At 42.3% G+C, this 21,292-nt stretch carries 20 protein-coding genes; 10 read left to right on the plus strand and 10 right to left on the minus strand.

Annotated elements, in window-relative coordinates; genetic code table 11:
- Positions 1-74 precede the first annotated feature (74 nt).
- From AC570H_RS10355 to AC570H_RS10365, 3 genes are all read right to left on the minus strand, one after another.
- A complete protein-coding gene (locus AC570H_RS10355) occupies positions 75-488 on the minus strand; it encodes an OsmC family protein (protein WP_497354394.1) in 414 nt (137 codons plus the stop codon).
- Between the two features lie 424 nt (positions 489-912).
- Positions 913-1,716 carry a 4-(cytidine 5'-diphospho)-2-C-methyl-D-erythritol kinase gene (gene ispE, locus AC570H_RS10360; RefSeq protein ID WP_497354396.1) on the minus strand — a complete coding sequence of 268 codons (804 nt, stop codon included), beginning with the start codon at positions 1,714-1,716 and terminating at the stop codon, positions 913-915.
- A gap of 50 nt (positions 1,717-1,766) precedes the next feature.
- Entirely contained in the window at positions 1,767-2,351 is a 585-nt protein-coding gene (locus AC570H_RS10365; protein ID WP_497354398.1) for a DUF1287 domain-containing protein, read from the minus strand.
- A gap of 148 nt (positions 2,352-2,499) precedes the next feature.
- On the opposite strand from AC570H_RS10365, the gene AC570H_RS10370 reads away from it, so the two are divergent.
- The 5 genes from AC570H_RS10370 (at position 2,500) to AC570H_RS10390 (ending at position 9,892) form a co-directional block, all read left to right on the plus strand.
- Positions 2,500-3,294 carry a thymidylate synthase gene (locus AC570H_RS10370; RefSeq protein WP_497354400.1) on the plus strand — a complete coding sequence of 265 codons (795 nt, stop codon included), beginning with the start codon at positions 2,500-2,502 and terminating at the stop codon, positions 3,292-3,294.
- Between the two features lie 476 nt (positions 3,295-3,770).
- On the plus strand, positions 3,771-4,256 hold the full coding sequence (locus AC570H_RS10375) for a dihydrofolate reductase (RefSeq protein ID WP_497354402.1): 486 nt from the start codon (positions 3,771-3,773) through the stop codon (positions 4,254-4,256).
- A gap of 118 nt (positions 4,257-4,374) precedes the next feature.
- Entirely contained in the window at positions 4,375-7,332 is a 2,958-nt protein-coding gene (gene secDF, locus AC570H_RS10380) for a protein translocase subunit SecDF (RefSeq protein WP_497354404.1), read from the plus strand.
- 147 nt (positions 7,333-7,479) lie between these two features.
- Positions 7,480-8,802, plus strand: coding sequence for an NAD(P)/FAD-dependent oxidoreductase (locus AC570H_RS10385; protein WP_497354406.1), 1,323 nt, complete (start codon positions 7,480-7,482; stop codon positions 8,800-8,802).
- A 238-nt stretch (positions 8,803-9,040) separates the two neighbouring features.
- Positions 9,041-9,892 carry a hydroxymethylglutaryl-CoA lyase gene (locus tag AC570H_RS10390; RefSeq protein ID WP_497354408.1) on the plus strand — a complete coding sequence of 284 codons (852 nt, stop codon included), beginning with the start codon at positions 9,041-9,043 and terminating at the stop codon, positions 9,890-9,892.
- Between the two features lie 4 nt (positions 9,893-9,896).
- Here the strand turns inward: AC570H_RS10390 and AC570H_RS10395 are convergent, their stop codons facing one another.
- From AC570H_RS10395 to fbaA, 4 genes are all read right to left on the minus strand, one after another.
- Positions 9,897-10,436 (minus strand): hypothetical protein, encoded by a 540-nt coding sequence (locus AC570H_RS10395; RefSeq protein ID WP_497354410.1) that lies wholly within the window; start codon positions 10,434-10,436, stop codon positions 9,897-9,899.
- Positions 10,437-10,445: 9 nt separating this feature from the next.
- On the minus strand, positions 10,446-10,871 hold the full coding sequence (locus AC570H_RS10400; RefSeq protein WP_497354412.1) for a GNAT family N-acetyltransferase: 426 nt from the start codon (positions 10,869-10,871) through the stop codon (positions 10,446-10,448).
- A 4-nt stretch (positions 10,872-10,875) separates the two neighbouring features.
- Positions 10,876-11,346, minus strand: coding sequence for a low affinity iron permease family protein (locus AC570H_RS10405; protein WP_497354414.1), 471 nt, complete (start codon positions 11,344-11,346; stop codon positions 10,876-10,878).
- 113 nt (positions 11,347-11,459) lie between these two features.
- Positions 11,460-12,539: a class II fructose-bisphosphate aldolase gene (gene fbaA, locus AC570H_RS10410; RefSeq protein ID WP_497354416.1), complete on the minus strand. Its 1,080-nt coding sequence runs from the start codon at positions 12,537-12,539 to the stop codon at positions 11,460-11,462.
- 213 nt (positions 12,540-12,752) lie between these two features.
- On the opposite strand from fbaA, the gene accD reads away from it, so the two are divergent.
- From accD to AC570H_RS10435, 5 genes are all read left to right on the plus strand, one after another.
- Complete coding sequence (accD, locus tag AC570H_RS10415; protein WP_497354418.1) at positions 12,753-13,598, plus strand: acetyl-CoA carboxylase, carboxyltransferase subunit beta; 846 nt, start codon at positions 12,753-12,755, stop codon at positions 13,596-13,598.
- A 169-nt stretch (positions 13,599-13,767) separates the two neighbouring features.
- Positions 13,768-14,505, plus strand: coding sequence for an N-acetylmuramoyl-L-alanine amidase (locus AC570H_RS10420; RefSeq protein ID WP_497354420.1), 738 nt, complete (start codon positions 13,768-13,770; stop codon positions 14,503-14,505).
- Between the two features lie 4 nt (positions 14,506-14,509).
- Positions 14,510-15,598 (plus strand): winged helix DNA-binding domain-containing protein, encoded by a 1,089-nt coding sequence (locus tag AC570H_RS10425; protein WP_497354422.1) that lies wholly within the window; start codon positions 14,510-14,512, stop codon positions 15,596-15,598.
- Positions 15,599-15,675: 77 nt separating this feature from the next.
- The gene (locus tag AC570H_RS10430) at positions 15,676-16,140 is read left to right on the plus strand and encodes a YciI family protein (RefSeq protein WP_497354424.1); all 465 of its coding nucleotides are present in this window, start codon (positions 15,676-15,678) and stop codon (positions 16,138-16,140) included.
- Positions 16,141-16,211: 71 nt separating this feature from the next.
- Positions 16,212-17,417, plus strand: a complete 1,206-nt coding sequence (locus AC570H_RS10435; RefSeq protein ID WP_497354426.1) for a S41 family peptidase — start codon at positions 16,212-16,214, stop codon at positions 17,415-17,417.
- A gap of 264 nt (positions 17,418-17,681) precedes the next feature.
- Here the strand turns inward: AC570H_RS10435 and AC570H_RS10440 are convergent, their stop codons facing one another.
- The 3 genes from AC570H_RS10440 to AC570H_RS10450 form a co-directional block, all read right to left on the minus strand.
- The gene (locus AC570H_RS10440) at positions 17,682-18,686 is read right to left on the minus strand and encodes a cytochrome d ubiquinol oxidase subunit II (protein ID WP_497354428.1); all 1,005 of its coding nucleotides are present in this window, start codon (positions 18,684-18,686) and stop codon (positions 17,682-17,684) included.
- Between the two features lie 2 nt (positions 18,687-18,688).
- Complete coding sequence (locus AC570H_RS10445; protein ID WP_497354430.1) at positions 18,689-20,011, minus strand: cytochrome ubiquinol oxidase subunit I; 1,323 nt, start codon at positions 20,009-20,011, stop codon at positions 18,689-18,691.
- A 359-nt stretch (positions 20,012-20,370) separates the two neighbouring features.
- Positions 20,371-21,270, minus strand: a complete 900-nt coding sequence (locus tag AC570H_RS10450; RefSeq protein WP_497354432.1) for an MBL fold metallo-hydrolase — start codon at positions 21,268-21,270, stop codon at positions 20,371-20,373.
- Positions 21,271-21,292 lie beyond the last annotated feature (22 nt).

Consider the following 21,292-nt stretch of genomic DNA (forward strand, 5'->3'; position numbering starts at 1 on the left):
GTATTATTAGTATCGAGATGTGGGTGTCAAGTATCAAGATATTAGTATCAAGTATCGAGACGCCGTATTTTTTTTTATTTAATTGCGTAAGAAAAATTAATGGTCGCCGAACGGCCGAGGATATTGGAAACAGAACAATATTTATCAAAAGTCATTTGGATGGCTCTTTCTACCTTGGCTACGCTTAGATCGCCATAAAGTTCAAAATGGATATCGATTACATCAAAAATCGGAGGCATTTCTTCGTCCTTACGCGTTGCCTTGATATTGATTTTGATATCATCTAAAGGCTCTTTTTGTTTGGTCAACACGTTTACAACGTCGATGCCGCTGCATCCCCCTAGGCCAACCAAAAGGGTTTCCATAGGCCTAAAGCCCTTGCCTTCGCCACCAATGGCCGGCTTGGCATCTAACTCTACCGTAAATCCATTTTCATTTACAGCTTCAAAATTGAATTTTCCGCTTTTGCGGCTGAGATTAATCTCCATGTTGTATTATTAGTATCAAGTAGCAAGTATCGAGTAGCAAGACCTGGTTAGTTTTCAGTTAACAGTTTGCAATCCCTTTTCCATCTTACCCAGATACAGTATCAAGTATCAAGTAGCAAGTAGCAAGACTTGATTAGTTTTCAGTTAACAGTTTGCAATCCATCTTCCCTCTTCCCTTTTCCATCTTCCATCTTACCTTTTCCATCTTACCCAGATATAGTATCAAGTAGCAGGTATCGAGTAGCAAGACTTGGTTAGTTTTCAGTTAACAGTTAACAGTTTGCAATCCCTCTTCCATCTTACCCAGATATAGTATCAAGTAGCAAGACCTGGTTAGTTTTCAGTTAACAGTTTGCAACCCCTCTTCCATCTTACCTCTTACATTTTCCCTTTTCCATCTTACCTTTTCCATCTTCCCTCTTCCTCAAACATCATAAAAAACCAGGTTCTCTTGTTCTAGTTCCGGCAGGGAAACAGGCTGCTCAAAAATTGCAAACACCGAAGAGCCGCTGCCGCTCATGAGCACAAATGTAGCACCTGCGGCGTAAAGCTTTGTTTTTATTTCGTCAATTTGCGGATATTGGGCAAAAACCGAGGCCTCAAAATCGTTAACTATCCTTGTTTTCCATTCGGCAATGGACAAATGTATCAAATCTTTGAGGGAAACCGAAGGCTGGTTTACTTTTACGTTACGATAAGCTTCAGCAGTTGATACGTGCACCGATGGCTTAACCAATACCATGAAATATTTGGAAAGATCTATTTCAACGCTTTCAAATCGATCGCCCTTCTCGTAGGCATAGGCAGGCTGGTTTACAATGAAAAAGGCACAATCAGCCCCTAAAACACGGGCATAATCCTGCATTTGCTCAATACTCATCCCCAATTCAAACTTTTCATTTGTCAGCTTGATCAGGAAAGCAGCGTCTGCAGAGCCGCCACCCAAGCCTGCTCCAACAGGAATATTCTTCAACAAGATGATTTGCTGCTGTGGCAGGTTAAAATCGGCCTGTAATTGCTTAAAAGCCTTTAAACAGAGGTTGTCTGCGGCATCGCCGGGAATATCGATCCCCTTGATGGTACAAAAAGTATGGTCTGCATCCACCAGTTCTATCACATCATGCAATTTGATGGGATAAAACACCGTTTCCAGGTTATGGTAACCATCGCTCCTCTTTTCGGTAAGCAACAACCCTAAATTGATCTTGGCATTGGCAAAAGCGAGCATGTTTTAAATTGACGATTTTAGATTTAAATTTTAGATTGAAGAATTGCCCATTAGATCTTATACCGATAATGGCCGATGATTTTCCATGAAAACAGGCAATCTGAGATTTCCTGCCCGTTGCCAATGTTGTGTACGATAAGGTATCTTTTGTTATCGGCCGATTTTTTATTGACCACTAAACCAATATGCGAGATATTGCCGCTCAGGTTCCAACAGACGATGTCGCCCGGCTTGTAATCTTCCGTCTTTTTGCTCATGGTTTGTTTGGTGCCCTTTCTTCCAAAAAACACCATCAGGTTATATACCCTGCGGTGGTCGATGTTTGGATCTGGAGTTTTACGTCCCCAATCTTTGGGATAAAGCTTAAAATTACGCTTCATATCCTCATGCACTTCCTTTTGCAGATCGGTGCCCAAGGTACGATAGGCCCTGATCACCACATCGGTGCAAACGCCTTTTCCAGCGGGCACGTCGCCATTGGGATAGGGAATTTTAAAATAGGCCGGATCGTAAACCACCTTCTGTTTAGTGAGGGCCAAAGCGGCATCAGACAATTGCAACGCTTTTGGCGACTGTGCAAAAACACCAGTAGCCAACAGGAGGCAAACAAAAGACAGCGCTATTTTTCTGAGCATAATGACGGTTATTTGATGTCCAAAGCTAATTTATTTTTTTACGAATTGGAAAAATGACCAAATGTTAAGAAAAACCTCAGTCGCCAAGGAGCTAAAATTGCTTAACTTTGTATGCTAGCGGGTAGAGCTCGCTCGGCTTTAAAAGATTATGAAACAGTATTTAGATTTGATGCAACATGTGCTAGACCATGGCACGCAAAAACACGATCGTACAGGAACAGGCACCATTAGCGTTTTCGGCTATCAGATGCGTTTTAACCTGCAGGAGGGCTTTCCGATGGTCACCACCAAAAAACTGCACCTCAAATCTATTATTCATGAGCTCATTTGGTTTTTGAGTGGCGACACCAACATCAAATACCTGAAAGACAATGGCGTAAGGATCTGGGACGAATGGGCAGATGCCGATGGCAACCTAGGTCCCGTTTATGGCTCACAATGGCGCTCGTGGCCAAAACCCGATGGCCAAACCATTGATCAGATCAGCCAAATCGTAAACATGATCAAAAACAATCCTGATTCAAGAAGGATTATTGTATCAGCCTGGAACGTGGCCGAAGTAGAAAACATGGCTTTGCCACCTTGCCATGCCTTTTTCCAATTTTACGTAGCCGAAGGTAAATTGAGCTGCCAACTGTACCAGCGCAGTGCGGATATTTTCTTGGGCGTTCCTTTCAACATCGCTTCTTATGCCTTGCTAACCATGATGGTGGCGCAGGTTTGCGGATTGGAATATGGCGATTTTGTGCATACCCTTGGCGATGCCCATTTGTACAACAACCACATCGAACAGGCCAGGCTCCAATTGAGCAGAGATCCAAGGCCATTGCCAACCATGGAAATCAATCCAGCAGTCAAAAACATTTTCGACTTCAAATTCGAAGACTTTGCCCTAAAAGATTACGATCCGCACCCACATATTAAAGGAATTGTTGCGGTTTAATAAGTGTTCATTGGTTCACTAGTTCATTAGTCATTAGGGGTCGTACCTATCTCATAAATCATCATCTCAACCACCCCGCCTTTCAGGCACCCCTCCATGGGAGGGGAATGGCGAATTGCCTTCCGGCCTATAAAACTTTGGAAGCAAGGGCAAATCGAAGCGTTACACTACCTTTCATTTTGCAATTAACAGCAAGGGCGCAAAAGTGGTGCACTAATACAGTTCAAGCACTACCGTAACCACGGCTTGGCCTTGCGCCACTAGCGCGTAGATTTAGCAATTGCAACAAAGGTTTGAGGCCTTGAACTTTTGGTCACTTTTGTTTCAAGACAAAAGGACTAGCCCAGCCGGCAGTGAGGCGAAGATAACTTATAGTACAAACCAAATTCGAATAACAGCACTATGTTGGAAAATAAGTTCTTCCTAATTCATTTGTACATCTACCTTTGCATCATCTAGAACCCTCTAATCAACTAATGAAATTATCCCTAGTAGTAGCCATAGCCGAAAACAATGCCATCGGCAAAAACAATGAATTGCTGTGGCACTTGCCTGCAGACCTCAAGCACTTTAAACAAATTACCTCAGGCCATACGATTATCATGGGCCGTAAAACCTACGATTCTATTGGCAGGCCCTTGCCAAACAGACGGAATATCATCATTACCCGCCAAAGCGACCTACAGCTTGAGGGCGTAGCGGTGGTGAATAGCCTTAACGATGCAATTGCCTTATGCGCCGATGAAAATGAAGTGTTTATAATCGGCGGTGCCGAAATCTATAAAACAGCTTTGCCTTTGGCACAAAAAATTTACCTCACTACCGTGCATCAATCGTTCGATGCAGATGCATTTTTTCCAGAAATCGATAGGAACGAATGGACGGAAACCGATAAAGAAAGCCATTCTCCCGACGAAAAAAACGCATTTAGCTATACTTTTTCAACGCTCGAACGCCTGTAGTCGAACTTCCTTAATAAAATTACAATAAGAAGTCCTATTATTTAAAAAAATAATTAGATTTGCCGACTTGTTTAAAAACAGCATACTATAGAAAAAATTATATACAAAAGACAAACAAATGCAAGGTAAAGGTTTTATTAAATTTATGGCAATACTATTGGGTATTGTCTGTCTGTATTCACTTTCGTTTAATCTAGTTACTTATAATGTAGAGAAAAAAGCCAAAGAGTATGCCAAAGGCGACGCCGTTAAGGAAAAAGCCTATTTAGATTCGATGGCGACACTTCCAGTTTATCCTGGATTAGGCCTAACCTATCAACAAGTAAAAAGCAAGGAAATTAACCTTGGTCTTGACTTAAAAGGTGGTATGAACGTTACCATGGAGATTTCGTTGGCAGAGCTGACCAAATCTTTGGCAGGTAACACCAACGATGCCAATTTTAACCAGGCACTGAAAAATGCACAACAGCAAATGGCAGCCGGTGGAAAGGATTTCATCTCTTTGTTTATTAACGAATACGAAAAACTTGTACCTAACGGAAAATTAGCAGATTTCTTTGCTAACCAAGATAACGCTGCGCTCTTAAAAGCAAACGCAAGCAATGCCGATGTAAAGAGCTTCTTGTCTACTCAGGCCACTAGCGCGATCGATCGTTCATTCACTATCCTACGTAGCCGTATCGACGGTTTTGGTGTAGTAAGTCCGAACATGCAAAAACAAGAAGGTTCAAACAGGATCTTCATTGAGATGCCGGGTATCCAAGACAAAGAACGTGTACGTAAATTATTACAGGGTTCTGCAGAATTGCAGTTCTGGCAAGTTTACCAAAACGAAGAAACTTATGGTATTTTAGATAACATCAACAAAACCTTAGCTGCTTCGGTAAAAGATACAGTGGCCGCTACGCCTGCCGTTGCTGGCGATACCACCAAAAAAGGTGGTAAATTAGCGGGCTTAACTACCAAAGGCAATAACACTGCCGATACTTCTAAAGCAAGCAAAACACTTAACGAAGCTAAAAAGAACCCTTTATTTGCAGTATTACAGCCTTCTGTTGCTCCAAATGAAGCCGGCCAAATGTCGTTTATACCAGGTGCAATTGTTGGGGTAGCGATGCAAAAAGATACCGCTAAGATCAATGCTTTCTTTGCAAAAGCCGAAGTAAAGCCTATTATTCCTGGCAGCATGAGGTTCATGTGGAGTGCCAAACCTAGAACCGGTACTAAACTTTTTGAGCTTTATGCCATTAAAGTAACCACCTTAGATGGCAAACCTGATTTAGGTGGCGATGCCATTGCTGATGCACGCGATAGCTACGATCAGCAAAACAGACCAGAAGTAACCATGTACATGACTTCTGAAGGTGCTACCAAATGGAAAAAAATCACTGCAGATGCTGCAGCTGATCCAAACAACAAAAAAGCCATTGCTATCGTATTAGATAACACGGTTTATTCTGCTCCAACTGTACAAAACGAAATTCCTAACGGTGTTTCTTCTATCTCTGGCAGCTTCACCAAAGAAGATACCAAAGATTTAGCCAATATCTTAAAAGCGGGTAAATTACCTGCTCCTGCTAAAATCGTATCAGATTTCATCGTAGGTCCTTCATTGGGTCAACAAGCTATCGATAGCGGTTTAGCTTCATTCATCATTGCATTCGTTGTAATCTTAGCCTTTATGGCCCTATACTACAACAAAGCAGGTTGGGTAGCTAACTTGGCACTATTGATCAACTTGTTCTTTATCATGGGCGTGTTGGCCGCTTTCGGTATGGTGCTAACCCTTCCAGGTATTGCTGGTATCGTATTAACCATTGGTTTATCGGTAGATGCGAACATCTTGATATTTGAGCGGGTGCGTGAAGAGCTGGCACAAGGCAAAAGCACAGCCGTTTCTATTAAAGAAGGCTTCAAGCATGCGATGTCTTCTATCATCGACTCAAACGTTACCTTGTTCATCTTGGGAGCAATCTTGGCGATCTTCGGTACAGGTCCGGTACGCGGTTTCGCGGTAACCTTAATGGTAGGTATCGTAACTTCGTTATTTGCAGCCGTAGCTATTTCTCGGGTAATTTTCGAAGGTTTATTGAGCAAAAAAGCGAATATCTCTTTCGATAACAGCGTAACCAGAAATGCATTCAAGAATATTGCCTTCAACTTTGTTGGCCGCAGAAAGCTTTATTATGTAATCTCATCATTGATCATTTTGGCCGGTGTTGGTTTTTATGTAAAAAATGGCGGTTTGCACCTAGGTGTCGATTTTAAAGGTGGCAGAACTTACATGGTGAAGTTCGACAAGCAATTGAACACTGAAGAAGTTTCTAAAAAATTATCGGCCAATTTTGATGGCGAAGAGGCTTTGGTTAAAACAGCCGGAACCGACAATTCATTAAAAATCACCACCCCTTTCCATATCAACGACCAAGATCAAAATGCGGATAAAGTAGTTGAAACCGCCTTAAGAAAAGGTCTGGATGAATTGGGTTCAAAATATAGCATTGAAAGTTCACAAAAGGTAACCCCTACCATTGCCAATGATATTATCTATGGCGCTTATGGTGCAGTGTTGTTCTCTTGTGTGGTGATGTTTATCTACATCTTGATCCGTTTCAAAAAATGGCAATATGGTTTGGGTGCGGTAATCGCGCTATTCCACGACGTGTTATTGGTACTTTCATTCTATACTATTTTAGATGGCGTGTTGCCTTTCCCATTGGAGATTGGACAAGATTTCATTGCCGCGATTTTAACGGTAATGGGTTACACCATGACAGAAACCGTGGTTGTATTTGACCGTATCCGCGAGAAATTGGGCGAAAGCGGCAAAACCGATGTATATGGCGAAGAACGCAATACATTGATCAACTTTGCCTTGAACAGTACCTTAAGCCGTACCATTCTAACTTCGTTAACCGTATTCTTCGTGTTAATGGTGATCTTCATCTTCGGTGGCGATAGCATCCGCGGATTTATCTTCGCCTTGTTAATTGGTCGTATCATCGGTACCTACTCGTCATTGTGTATCTCTACGCCAATCGTAATCGACTTGTCGAAAACCGAAAAGAAAAAATAAGTTGAAAAAACCATAATATAAAAGGCTCCGAAAGTTTCGGGGCCTTTTTTTGTTACAATCAGATTACCATAAACAGCTCGTTCTTAAACTGGTTTAAGCAGGATTGCTAAAAGTAAATCTATATTTGTTAAACTAAATGCAAAGCTCATGGGTTTATCAGATATGAACAACGAAAAGCAGAAAATAGTAATTGTTGGCGGCGGTTTTGGCGGAATCGAGCTGGCCAAAAAACTTCGCAAAAAGAATGTAGACGTCACTATTCTCGACAGGCATAATTACCATACCTTTCAGCCACTCCTTTATCAGGTAGCTACCGGCGGATTAGAAGCAGACTCGATTGCCTTCCCTATCCGCAAAATATTCAAAGGCCAAAAAAACCTTACTTTTAGGGTAACCGAAGTTGAACAGGTTATCCCCGAAAGCAATACGCTTTTAACCACTATCGGCGAGATCAAATACGATCATTTGGTGATTGCCACCGGCTCTACCAGCAATTTCTTTGGGCAAACGGAAATCGAGCACAATGCCATGCCCATGAAATCTATTCCAGAGGCTTTGAACCTGCGCAGCTTGATCTTGCAGAACCTGGAAGCTTCGCTTATTGCCAAAACGCCTGAGCAAGAGGCCGAACTCTTAAATTTTGTAGTGGTTGGCGGTGGCCCAACAGGGGTTGAAACTGCCGGTGCCATTGCCGAACTCAAAAAACACGTACTCAAAAACGATTATCCAGAGCTGGATATCCATAAAGTTAATATTTACCTGATCGAAGGCTCTCCTGAGCTCTTAGGTGCAATGTCTGTACAGGCGCAACAAAAATCAAAAGCCTTTTTAGAAGAACTTGGTGTAACAGTATATACCGAAACCCGTGTACAGGCTTATGACGGAAAGGTGCTTTCTTTTGTAGATGGCAGAACCATTGCCTCTTCTACGGTAATTTGGAGTGCGGGCGTAAAAGGCGTAGTGCTCAATGGACTGAATCCCGAAAAAATTGTGCGGGGCAATCGCTTAAAGGTCGATAAGATCAACAAAGTGGAAGGCTATGAAAATATCTATGCCATTGGCGATGTGGCAGCTATGATTACCGATGAAACCCCAAATGGGCACCCGGGAGTAGCGCCAGCAGCCATCCAGCAAGGCAAGCTTTTAGCCAAGAACCTGATGCACATCATCAATAACGAACCTACGGAAAACTTCAAATATTTTGACAAAGGTGCCATGGCTACTGTTGGTAGGAACCGTGCAGTGGTCGACATCAATAAAATCCGTTTTCAAGGTGTATTTGCCTGGTTTACCTGGATGTTTGTGCACTTGATGACCTTGGTTGGCTTTAGAAACAAGCTCGTGGTGTTTGTAAACTGGGTATGGAGCTATTTTAGTTATGACAGGGGTACCCGTTTGATCATTAGGCCATTTGTTAAAACAGCGAAGCTAGAAGCTGAGGATAAAAAGGATAGTTCATTGGTTCATTAGTTCATTGCTCTGCAACTCAAAACTGCCACTATTTGTTGGTACCATTGGCTTATTAGTCATTAGCTTATTGGTTGGTTAGCTTATTAGTCATGACTTCATTAACCTAAAATTGTCATTCCGAGGCACGAGGAATCTATTTCAAGAACAGATGCTTCGCTATGCTCTGCATGACAATTCGTTTTGTAACTTTACAACCAAACGCAATACGCTAGACGCAATACGCTATACCCCTAACCAAATGAAAATGAAACTCGTAGAATGCCCACGCGATGCCATGCAAGGCCTGCACGACTTTATCCCTACCACCGTTAAGGCCGAATACATCAATCTTTTGTTAAAGGTAGGTTTTGACACCATCGATTTTGGGAGTTTTGTATCGCCAAAGGCCATTCCGCAGCTGCGTGATACCAAAGAAGTATTGGATTTGCTGGATTTGTCAAGCACAAGGTCTAAGCTATTGGCCATTGTAGCTAATTTAAGGGGTGTAGAAGAAGCCGTTCAGCATCAAGCCATCACTTACCTCGGATTTCCTTTTTCGGTGTCTGAGACCTTCCAGCAACGCAACACGAACTCAAGCATTGCTCAATCGTTAAACACGGTCGAAGAAATGCTCAATTTATGCGATAAAAACAATAAAACAGCGGTTGTTTATCTCTCTATGGGTTTCGGCAATCCTTATGGCGATGAGTGGAATGTAGAAATTGTAGAACATTGGGCAGATGAGCTGGTTAAACGAGGCGTAAAAATTCTTTCCCTGGCCGATACAACAGGCGTTTCTTCGCCAGAAAAGATCAAAACAATTTTACCAGCCCTGGTTAAAAGATTTGAACAAACCGAAATAGGAATCCACTTGCACAGCACGCCCACTACCCGATTAGAAAAGATCGAGGCCGCTTATGAAGCTGGTTGCAAACGTTTTGACAGCGCCTTGAAAGGTTTTGGCGGTTGCCCAATGGCTGCCGATGAACTGACCGGCAATATGGCTACCGAAGATTTGATTGCTTATTTAGAAGCTAAAGGCGAAAAGCTAGAACTGGATATGGAAAAATGGTTTGAGGCGATGGCCTATTCGGGCAAGGTGTTTCATTAACCTCCTAATCCGCTTCCTCACCCATATGCCTGATGCTATACTTGCCATTGGGAAGTACCGCTATTTTGTAGGTATACACAAAATCGGTATTGGGTACATGAGCAACCAGCATGAAAACGAAAATCTTTTCTTCAGGAATATATTCCCAAAAATTCATCTCCTTCAATACGGCCTTGTTCTTATACCTGTCTAAAGGGCTTTCGGGCAGGTCTTTTTTGAGAAAGGATTGGTCAAACCACAGCTTCCCGTTTTTACGGATCTTGACATTGGTCAGCATTTCTGGATAATAATTGGCAATCACCGTATTTCTATCAAGGTTAAAGTACTGAACGATGTACTTGCCCTCTATATTTTGATTCTGAACGGCAATGTTCATTCCCCCTATTAAAGTATCCTTAATTACGCTATAAACGATATAATCGTTGCGTTTAATGGTATCTTTTGGCAAAGTAGCTTCCTTGGCAATATTGTCACAATCTCCATTAAAATTGACCAATAAAATGCCAAACAATACTCCAGAAAGCAAAATTGCCTTTAAAAACATAGTCTTTTTTTAAACTTTCTTCACCATTTTAAAATGCTGGATACCCGCTTCTTCAAACTGTTCGCCTTCGGCCACAAAACCAAACTTGGCATATAGGCTCATGGCATCCAGTTGCGAGTTGAGATAAATATACTTGGCATCTGCGGGCAAATCATCCAATGCGGTAGCGATTAAGGCCCTTCCTACGCCTTGGCCCCTAAATTCTTTAAGCACGGCAAAACGTTCTAATTTATAGCCCTTATCGGTTTTACGCCAACGGCAGGCCCCGCAAGGCTTATGGTCTGACAAAGCCAAAAAATGGGTTGAAACATCTTCGTTTTCCCATTCCAATTCGGGCGGACAGCCCTGCTCGTGTACAAAAACGATCTTACGGATGGCAAAAACTTTTTCCAGTTCTTCTTTGCTGGTTGCTTTGTGTACTTGAAGTGTGTCCATTTTATTATTTCTTTGCGGTTTTTAGGGTATGTTTTGCTTTGAGTTCGTTAATTTCTTCGGCCTTGTCTATCGAATGCGAACAATGGATATCGCTTTCCTTTTTGGCAAGCCTGGCCAGCGTTACATAAAATTTATGCAGCTGGTCGAGTTCTTTTTCGGTCAGGTCTTCAATATCAACCATGCGGTTGCTGGCATGCTCATGCGCAGCGATCAATTCGTTTAGCTTCAACTGAATGGCCTTGCTATCCTTGTTTTGGGATTTTTGGATCAAAAACACCATTAAAAAGGTAATGATGGTGGTTCCGGTATTGATCACCAATTGCCAGGTTTCTGAATAATTGAAAATCGGGCCGCTTAATGCCCATATCAATACAATTGCCGTAGCGCCCAAAAAAGCATAAGAACTACCGGTAAAACGGGTGGCTGCATTGGCAAAATTCTCGAACAGATTGCTTTTCTTTTTTCTACTTGTCATAACATGGGTTTTATAGTACTAATTTGCAAATAAATATGGGCATAAAAAAAGCGTAACGAGTAATACTACTGTCACGCTTTCTTTAAACATTTTTGGTGTAGAAAAGTTTGTATTTACAATTTTTCGTTTACGTTAAGGCAGTTTAAATCCTCAAAAGCAACGGTTAAGCGTTTAACAAACTCTTCCTCTCCTTTGCGCAACCACACACGTGGATCATAGTATTTTTTATTTGGCTTATCCTCACCCTCCGGGTTACCGATTTGGCCTTGCAGATAAGCTTCATTCTTTTTATAGTAAGCCAAAATGCCTTCCCAAAATGCCCATTGCATATCAGTATCGATATTCATCTTGATTGCTCCATAAGAAATGGCTTCCCTAATTTCTTCCTGAGATGAACCAGAACCACCGTGGAATACAAAATTAACAGGTTTTTCGGCAGTTAATCCGAATTTCTCTCTCACAAAATCCTGTGAGTTTTTCAAGATTACAGGCTGCAGCTTCACGTTTCCTGGCTTATAAACGCCGTGTACATTGCCAAAAGCAGCGGCAATGGTAAATCTATCGCTTACTTTGCTCAGTTCTTCGTAGGCATAAGCCACTTCAGAAGGCTGGGTATATAATTTAGAGCTGTCTACATCGCTATTGTCAACACCATCTTCTTCGCCACCGGTTACGCCAAGCTCAATTTCGATGGTCATGCCCATTTTGCTCATGCGCTCCAAATATTTGGTGCAGATTTCCATGTTTTCTTCAATTGGCTCTTCAGAAAGGTCCAACATGTGCGATGAAAACAAAGGTTTTCCGGTTTCGGCAAAGAATTTTTCGCCATGATCTAAAAGGCCATCAATCCATGGCAACAACTTTTTAGCCGCATGGTCTGTATGCAGTACTACTGCCACCCCATAGTGCTCTGCCAATAAATGAACGTGCTTGGCTGCAGAAACCGCACCTAAAACACAAGCATTCAAGTTGTCGTTGTTCAATGTTTTGCCCGCATAAAACTGCGCACCGCCATTAGAAAGTTGGATCATTACCGGCGAGTTTACCGCTTTTGCCGTTTCCATTACCGCATTAATGGTATTGGTGCCAGTAACGTTTACCGCTGGCAATGCAAATTGATGTTTTTTAGCCTGTTCAAACAACTCCTGAACGGCTGCTCCGTAAATTACGCCTTTATAGCCTTTTAAACTCATTTTATATTTGTTTTGTTGATTTTGGAAAGTTATAAAAAATTTTAAAAATTACCACTTAAACCTGAACGGTATTAAACAATTAACTTAGTGTACTTTTTACAATATCATCGGCTAATATACAATTATATTTTAAAGCGCAATTTCTAAAATCAAAACAAACCTTGTGTTAAAATATTTTTTTGTTTCTTTGTAATCGCATTTTTTAAAAGTAACATGGCTTGGTTTAAGAGAGAAAAAAAGGGGATCAGTACCTCAACTGAAGAAAAAAAGGAAGCACCAGATGGCTTGTGGAACAAGTGTCCTAACTGTAAAAAAGCACTTCACAGCGCAGATTTGATAGAAAACAAGTACGTTTGCCACTACTGCGACTACCACCTTAGAATAGGTTCTAAAGAATATTTCCAGGTTCTTTTCGATAATAATGATTTTACTGAACTTTTTGCCAACCTGACTTCAGGCGATCCGCTCCACTTTGTGGACAGCAAGCCTTATACCGACAGGATTGTAGAAACAACGGCTAAAACAGGCCTAAAAGACGCCATTAGAGCGGCTCATGGCAAGATAGACGGCGAAGAGATTATGGTGGCCTGTATGGATTTTGCCTTTATCGGCGGTTCGATGGGTTCTGTAGTAGGCGAAAAAATAGCCCGTTCTATCGATTACAGCCTTAAACATAAAGTGCCTTTCCTCATGATTTCAAAATCGGGTGGTGCACGAATGATGGAAGCGGCCTTTTCTTTGATGCAGATGGCTAAAACCTCGGCTAAATTGGCTTTGTTGAGCCAGGCAAAAATTCCTTATATCTCTTTGCTCACCGATCCGACTACAGGTGGCGTAACCGCTTCTTATGCCATGTTGGGCGATATCAATATAGCAGAACCAGGTGCATTGATCGGCTTCGCCGGACCACGTGTAATTAAGGAAACCATTAAAAAAGACCTGCCAAAAGGCTTCCAAACCTCTGAGTTTGTATTAGAGCACGGATTTTTGGATTTTATTGTAGACAGAAGACAAATGAAAGCCAAACTGGCTACTTTCTTAAAGATGATGAAGAATTAAGCAGCGTTAATTGTGTAACTGTTAAAATGGTTAATAGTTAAATTGCTAACCGGCAACTGATAACTGATAACTGATAACTAACTAAAAAAGCCAAATCGTTTGATTTGGCTTTTTTAGTTTACCGATATATGGAGATTTGCTATCTTTAGTTTTCAGCAAATTTCCCGACATGAATAAGATCCTTCTTTCCCTGCTTGGCTTAACCTTATGTACCAGCTTTACTCCAGCAACCGTCACCCCTGTTTTAAGGCCTAGAACGGTGGTTGTATGGCAACCTTCGCACCAAACAGATACGGGTGTCGATTTTAGCGAAGCCGAAACCTGTAATGGCATTATTGAAGGCGCCATGGCCGCTGCACCGCGACTTAACGAGTACAAAGTGTGGAGCTTGAACAAAGAAGGGTTACACCATCCCAATGTGGGCAGCAATACGGTAATTGAACATACTACCGCTGTGATCGATGGAAAAATATCAGGCTATGCCTACGAACTGCAAGAATCGAACAAACTCAAACCAACCGTTTTTATCGCTGTGCACAATAACGGAGGCACCAAGCGCCATGCCATTTGGGGCTATATCCATGAAGGTGATGCCCAAGAAGCCGAGAACAAAGAATTGGCTACACGACTAATCGCAGCCATAACTGCAGCCACCGATTTAGAGAACAGGGGCGTTCTTTTTGACAGCTCTACTGGAAGAAACGACTATACTTGTAAAGCTACCGGCAAAAAAGCCTTTTACAGCCTTGACGAGAATGTAAATACGGCCAAATACAGGGTTTTATTAGAGGTTGGCGATAATGGAGTAAGCAAAGCTTTCTTACAAAACCCAGCCAACCAGAAAAAGATGGGCGAAGCCTTAAAAGCCGAGCTCGCCAAATGGTTAAAAGAGAAAAACCTGGATTAGCTACATGACTTTTGAAGAAATTCCCCTACATCGGCTATGCAACCAAAAAATTGCTTCAAGTACCTTTAGTCAGCCGGAAGAGGTAGTAAGCTATATGGCAGCCATGCAGGCGCAAGAATATGCAATGGCCAAGTGGGCAATTGCTCTACGCCTGCCCAGTGCCAAAGAAGCCACCATAGAAAAAGCCATTAACGAAGGCAAAATCCTACGTACCCATGTATTGAGGCCAACCTGGCATTTTGTATCGCCAAGAGATATCAAATGGATTTTAAAACTCTCGGCGCCAAGGGTACATGCCCAAAATGCTTTCATGTACCGCAAAACGGGAATGAATAGCAAACTCTTCACGCAAACGAACGATATTATTGTAAAAGCATTAGCTAGTGGCAAACAACTCACCAGAAACGCCATTAACGAATTGTTTAAGCAACAAAACATTATAGCTGATGGCGTACAACTAGGGATTTTCATGATGTATGCCGAATTGGAAGGCTTGATTTGCAGCGGGGCTCGCCAAGGAAACCAGTTCAGCTATGCCTTGATAGCCGATGTGGCACCGCAAGCGATCATGCTCGATGAGGAAGAAGCTTTGGCCACCCTAAGCCAACGCTATTTTGCCAGTCGCGGACCCGCAACCCTAGCTGATTATGCAACCTGGTCGGGTTTAACGCTTACAAGCGCCAAACGTGGCTATGAAATGGTCAAGGCACAATTTCAAACTGCCATCATCAATGAAAAAGAATATATTTTTTGTCCGCAAGAGATAGAAAATACCCATCAATTGCAAACCTCTTTTTTAATGCCTGATTATGACGAATACGGAATAGCCTATAAGGATCGATCGGCGGTATTGAATAGAGCAAAAGAGCAGCCCAACAACAGCAGCTTCATTTTTAACCGGATGATTGTATTGAATGGACAAGTTGTAGGCAGCTGGTATCGGACCATCAAGGGCAAGAACCTGATCTTGCAAACCACACCATTTAAGCCCCTTAACAAAAAAGAACAACAGGAAGTTAAAAAGATGGCGCAACAATTTGGCAAATTTCTCGATATCGACCCCAAACATATTGAATTACCAAACCTCATTTAGAAAATTTCATCTCTTATATTTTACATCTCACCTCTTACATTTTACATCTTACATTTTACCTCTTACCCCTAATTACCATGAAAAAATTACTGCTATCACTCCTATTCATCAGCACTTGTGCATTGGTTAGCGCCCAAGAAAAGAAGGCTAATCCCAAATACGACGAAAAATTGGCCAAAGAATACGGTGCCGATGATTACGGCATGAAAATGTACGTATTGGTGATCCTTAAAACAGGAAGCAATACTTCCGAAACCAAAGCCAAAACCGATAGTCTTTTTGCAGGGCACATGGCCAATATGGGTCAATTGGTTAAGCAGCATAAATTGATCGTTGCCGGTCCATTGGGCAAAAACGATAAAACTTACAGGGGCATTTTCATCCTCAATACCAAATCGATAGATGAGGCTAAAGAAATGCTGGCTACAGATCCGGCGGTAAAGGCCAAGCTCTTAGATGCCGAACTGTTCAATTGGTATGGCTCTGCGGCACTTCCGGCCTATTTAAAAGTAGACGAGCAATTGGGCAAGTATAAATTTTAAATTTAGTACGAACAGGTGCAACGTCGCGATGAAATGATTGTCTTTTGTGCAACAAAAATCAAACGCTTAGCATGAAAAGAACGATCCTTCCTATCCTATTTGCAGTAATCAGCAGCACCTGTTTTTCGCAATCGCTCTCCAAAAACGATTTTATTGAAGATTTGGAATACCTTAAAAAAACGCTGCCTACAAGGCATACCAATCTTTTTGCTAAAATCGATTCGCCTACCTTTGTTAAAAAAGTTGATGCCATTGAAGCCAAGGCTGGCACTTTTGACTATGAATCTTTTAGTGCCGAGCTTTTTAAGCTCACCGTTGCCATTGCCGATGAACATACTTTCATTGAACGCCAATTCACTAAAATACTGCCCATCCAATTCGATCTTTTTAAAGAAGGCTTGTTTGTTACAGCTATTGATTCTACAAACAGCACCTTGTTAAATTCTCGACTAGTTGCCATCAATGAGCGGCCAGTGAGCAAAGTGATTGCCTTGTTTAAAGAAGTTGTCCAAAGCGAAAACCAATCTTACTTTGACGACCATTTGTTGCATTACATCAATAATCCTGCGTTTTTAAAAGGTTTGGGCATTTCAAGTTCAGATCAGGAGGCAGAATTTACCCTGATAGATAAAAACAACAAACAGGTTAAGGTAAAGCTCAATGCCGTTGCCGGAAACAATTTGGCCAACGTTAAATTAGCCCTAGGCTCAAATACGCTCCTTTCACAAAAGAAAAAAGGCAATTATTGGTTTGATTATAGCCCAGATCAAAAAATGGTTTATTTCAACTATACCAAATGCAGGGAGGAACAAGCAAATCCTTTTTCAAAATTCAATGATGAACTGTTTGCTGCGATCAATCAATACAGACCCGAAAAAATTGTGTTAGACCTGCGCTACAACAGCGGTGGCAATTCAGCCATTTTAGATCCATTTATCGAACAGATCCAACAAAGCTACCTGAACCAAAAAGGAAAATTCTTTGTACTGATTGGCAGATCTACTTTTTCATCGGCAGTAATGAACGCGGTGGAACTGAAAAGAAATTCGAATGCCACCTTTATCGGCGAGCCCACCAGTGGCAACATCAATCATTATGGTGAGGTTAGAGGCTTTGCATTGCCCAAATCGAAAATCGTAGTGGCTTACTCTACCAAATATTGGGAAAACTGGAAAGGAAAAAAAGGCCCGCTTCAACCAGATGTAACCGTAGCCTATTCGGTTAAAAACTATATCGCCGGAAATGATGAGGCCTTAATGCAAGTGGGGAAGAAGTAGTTGTTAGTCGGAAGTCCGAGGTCGGGAGTCCGAAGTTGAAAGTCTAAAGTTGAAAGTCTAAAGTTGAAGGTTTAAAGTTTAAAGTAAAAATACCGCAAGCAGCCTACTAAAAAAGGATGAGAGATAGAATTTCTTCTTCCAGTCATCATACCGGGTTCCAATCCAGCATTTTGATCAGGCATGCAAACTATGGACCATGAACTATCAACTAAATTCTATGGACCATGAACTATCGACTATGGACTATCGTCTATTGACCAAAACCTACTCCTCCTTCTTCTGGAACTTGTAAAACAAATAACCCAAGAAAGGCAAGATCAGCAAGCTGCCCAACAATAAGGCCCAGCCTAAAGTGTTTATGGTTTTGATTGGTCCTATGGCTTCAAATAGCGAAATCGCATCGCCGTTTCTCAACCTGATGAAATTGGGAAAGTGCGCGTAACTGATAGCCAATAAAATCATCGTAACCTGAAAGCCCGCCAGGATGCGCAACACCTTTGTTTTGCCTTTGAGCAACAAATACCATAGCAGCACCAAAGAAAGGCTCGCTAAGCTCACGGCTGTTAGTCCTACGGGGTTTTCAAATACCCAGCTCACCAAGGGCACGTCTTCTGAATGGGCAGCCCAGAAAACTACGATGCCAAAAAGTACAGCAGCCACGTTCATGAATTCTGCTTTTTTGATAAAGCGTTTTTTATCTTCTTCGGCTTTACATTCGCCAATGAGATAAATGGCGGCCAAAAAGCCACAAAGCGCAACCGTAAATAAGCCAACAGCTACAGAAAACAGGTTGAGCCAGCCCCAAATGTAGGCCTGTACAAAATTATGTGGATCGGTGTCTATTTGCCCAGAAAGCATGCTGCCAGCAATAATTCCCAGAAACAAAGGCGTAATAAAGCTCGAATACACAAAAACCTTATTGTATACTTCCTGCATCTGGTCTTTCACCGCATCGTAATGCCTAAATACAAATGCCGTTCCGCGAGCAATAATCCCCACCAGCATCACGGCCAAAGGGATGTGCAGGTAAACAGACATGGTACTGTAAATAAGCGGAAAAGCCACAAATAAAATTACAATGGCAATGATGAGCCACATGTGATTGGCTTCCCAAACCGGGCCAATGGCATGGTACATGGTGTTGCGGGTCTTGCTCCTGTTTTTGGAAGAAGTGAAAAGCTCGATAATACCCGCACCAAAATCGGCCCCGCCCAACAAAAAGTACAGCAAAATAGCCAGGCACAAGAAAGAAATGACAACATATTCCATAGCTATTGTTCTTTAAGGTTTTGACTATACAAAGTAGGCACCATTTTAATCTGTCGGTAAAGCAAGAAGATTACAATCAGATTTAACGAAGCATAAATGGCCGAAAAGAGGTAAAACGACCAGGCAATACCCGGCATCGGGGTTACGGCATCCCTGGTTTTCATTACACCATAAATAATCCAGGGCTGGCGACCCACTTCCGTTACCACCCATCCTGCTTCTAGGGCGATGTAGCCCAGTGGTATAGCGATTACAAATAGCCTTAACAGCCACTTGCGATCAACAACTGCTTTTTTGCGCCATAAAACTAGGTAATAAGTAAGCGAGAGCAATACAAGCAAGCTTCCTATGCCTACCATGACCTGAAAAGCATAATGGGTTACGGCTACCGGCGGATGCTCGCTTTCCGGAATTTTATCCAAGCCTTTTACTTCGGCCTTAAAATCGCCATGGGCCAAGAAACTCAAGGCGGCAGGCACCTCAAAAGCCATGGTTACTTCTTTCTTTTCTTCGTTAACAATCCCTCCTATTAATAAGGGAGCAGGTTTTTGGGTATGGTAAAGTGCTTCCATCGCAGCCAGCTTAGCCGGTTGCCTTTTGGCCACGTCTTTTGCCGAAATATCGCCGCTAATAGGTTGCAGCAAGGCGCCCACTGTGGCAAAAACCGCAGCGATCTTAAAAGCCTTGTAATGAAAATCCTGATTTTGTTTCCTTAAGATCATCAATGCATGCACGCCTGCTACGGCAAATCCTGTAGCCGTAAAAGCCGCCAGGCACATGTGCAGGGCCTGAGTAAACCAAGCTTTATTAAACATGGCCTGTATCGGGTCGATATTTAAGTATTGTCCGTTAACGTAATCAAATCCTGCCGGACTGTTCATCCAGGCATTTGCTGCCACTACCAGGATACCCGAAGCCAAGCCGCTTACGCCTACTACCACACCGGTAAACCAATGGAACCACTTGTTCAGCTTGTTCCAGCCATATAAGAAAAAGCCTAAGGCAATGGCTTCGATAAAAAAGGCAGTACCTTCTAAAGAAAAGGGCATTCCGAAAATCGGACCAGCATGTTCCATAAATTTTGGCCAAAGCAGGCCCAGCTCAAAAGAAAGCATGGTGCCCGAAACGGCTCCGGTAGCAAAAAATATGGCTACGCCTTTGCTCCAAGCCTTGGTAAGGTTCTTGTAAACCTCATTATTGGTCTTGAGCCATTTATAGTGCGATACCGCCATAAAAAACGGCATCACCATACCTATACAAGCATAAATAATATGAAAGCCCAAGGAAAGGGCCATTTGTGAACGGGCAGCGAGGAAATCGTCCATAATTGAGTAAATTACATGTTACAAATATACCTCATCAAGGCATTGATTTCCTTTATAATCAACAAAATAGCTGATGAATTTTCAATATAGAACGTTTATAAATTGCAGATAAATTAGGTGCTCTTGAGTGGATTGTTTAATTGAAAAATGTTGTAAGGTTGCAAAGTTGAAAGGTTGCAAGGCTCCTTGGTAACTCAAAACTGACAACCATCAACTCACAACCTTTAACTCACAACTGAAAACTCACAACTAGCCTGTGGTCAACCACCCCACCCTTCGGGCGCCCCTCCAAAAGGAGGGGAATTGTTTATCGCCCACTAAGAACTGATGACTTGCAACTGAAAACTGAAAACTCACAACTAGCCCGTAGTCAACTCTTGGTAAGCAGCCGTTAAACTTCGTGCAATGCCATCGCCTTTCCATTCTGGGGCGCCGGGAATGCTTGTTGCCTTGAGGATCTCTTCCTTGCTCTTTCCAGCCTTGATTTCGCCTCCCACAAAAGCCATGAGCGATTGCAAATAGTTTTGAAAAGCCTTGATGTCTGCTTTGTTTCCGGTTACTTTTTCAGGATCGAGGCTATGTCCCCAGATAAACAAGGTATCATTGTCGAATTGATTGGTGATCTGATCTAATGCTTTGATCCAATTGCCGATATGTGCTCCATTCTCCTGATCGATGTAAGGATAGCGTCTGTTGAACACCAAATCGCCTACATGCGCGATATTGGCATTTTCAAAATGATACACCACATCGCCATTGGTATGGCCAGAACCATAATAATAGGCACTTATTTTCTCTTTGCCTACCGGTGCTTTCCAACCTTTGCCAAAAGTGGTATCAGGCAGCAATTGCTTATCGAGGTTATTGGCCTTTTCGGCTGCCAGCTTTTGGTTCACTGCCGAGTTCTGATGGGCCACCACATGCTCGGCCAAACCCTTAAAGGAAATATTGCCCGCCGTATGGTCGCCATGGTGATGCGTATTTAAAAGGTATTTAAATGGCTTATCGCCTAGTTTCTTCAATTCTTCTATAACATGTGGCGCAGAGGCGGGAAATTGTGAATCAACTACTACAAAACCGCTCGTACCATTTAGCCAAGCAATGGTACCCCCTTGTTCGGTAAAAATGCCAATGTCGTTTCTCAAAGCCTTAAACTCGTAGGCACGAGCCCAATTGGGGTTGGCAAATAGATCTGTTTTATAAAAGGCAAGGACCGCTAAAGCCAGTGCAGAGTTTTGGATGAATTGTCTTCTGTGCATATGGATGAAATTAAAAAACCAC

The organism is Pedobacter sp. B4419 (assembly GCF_059693725.1).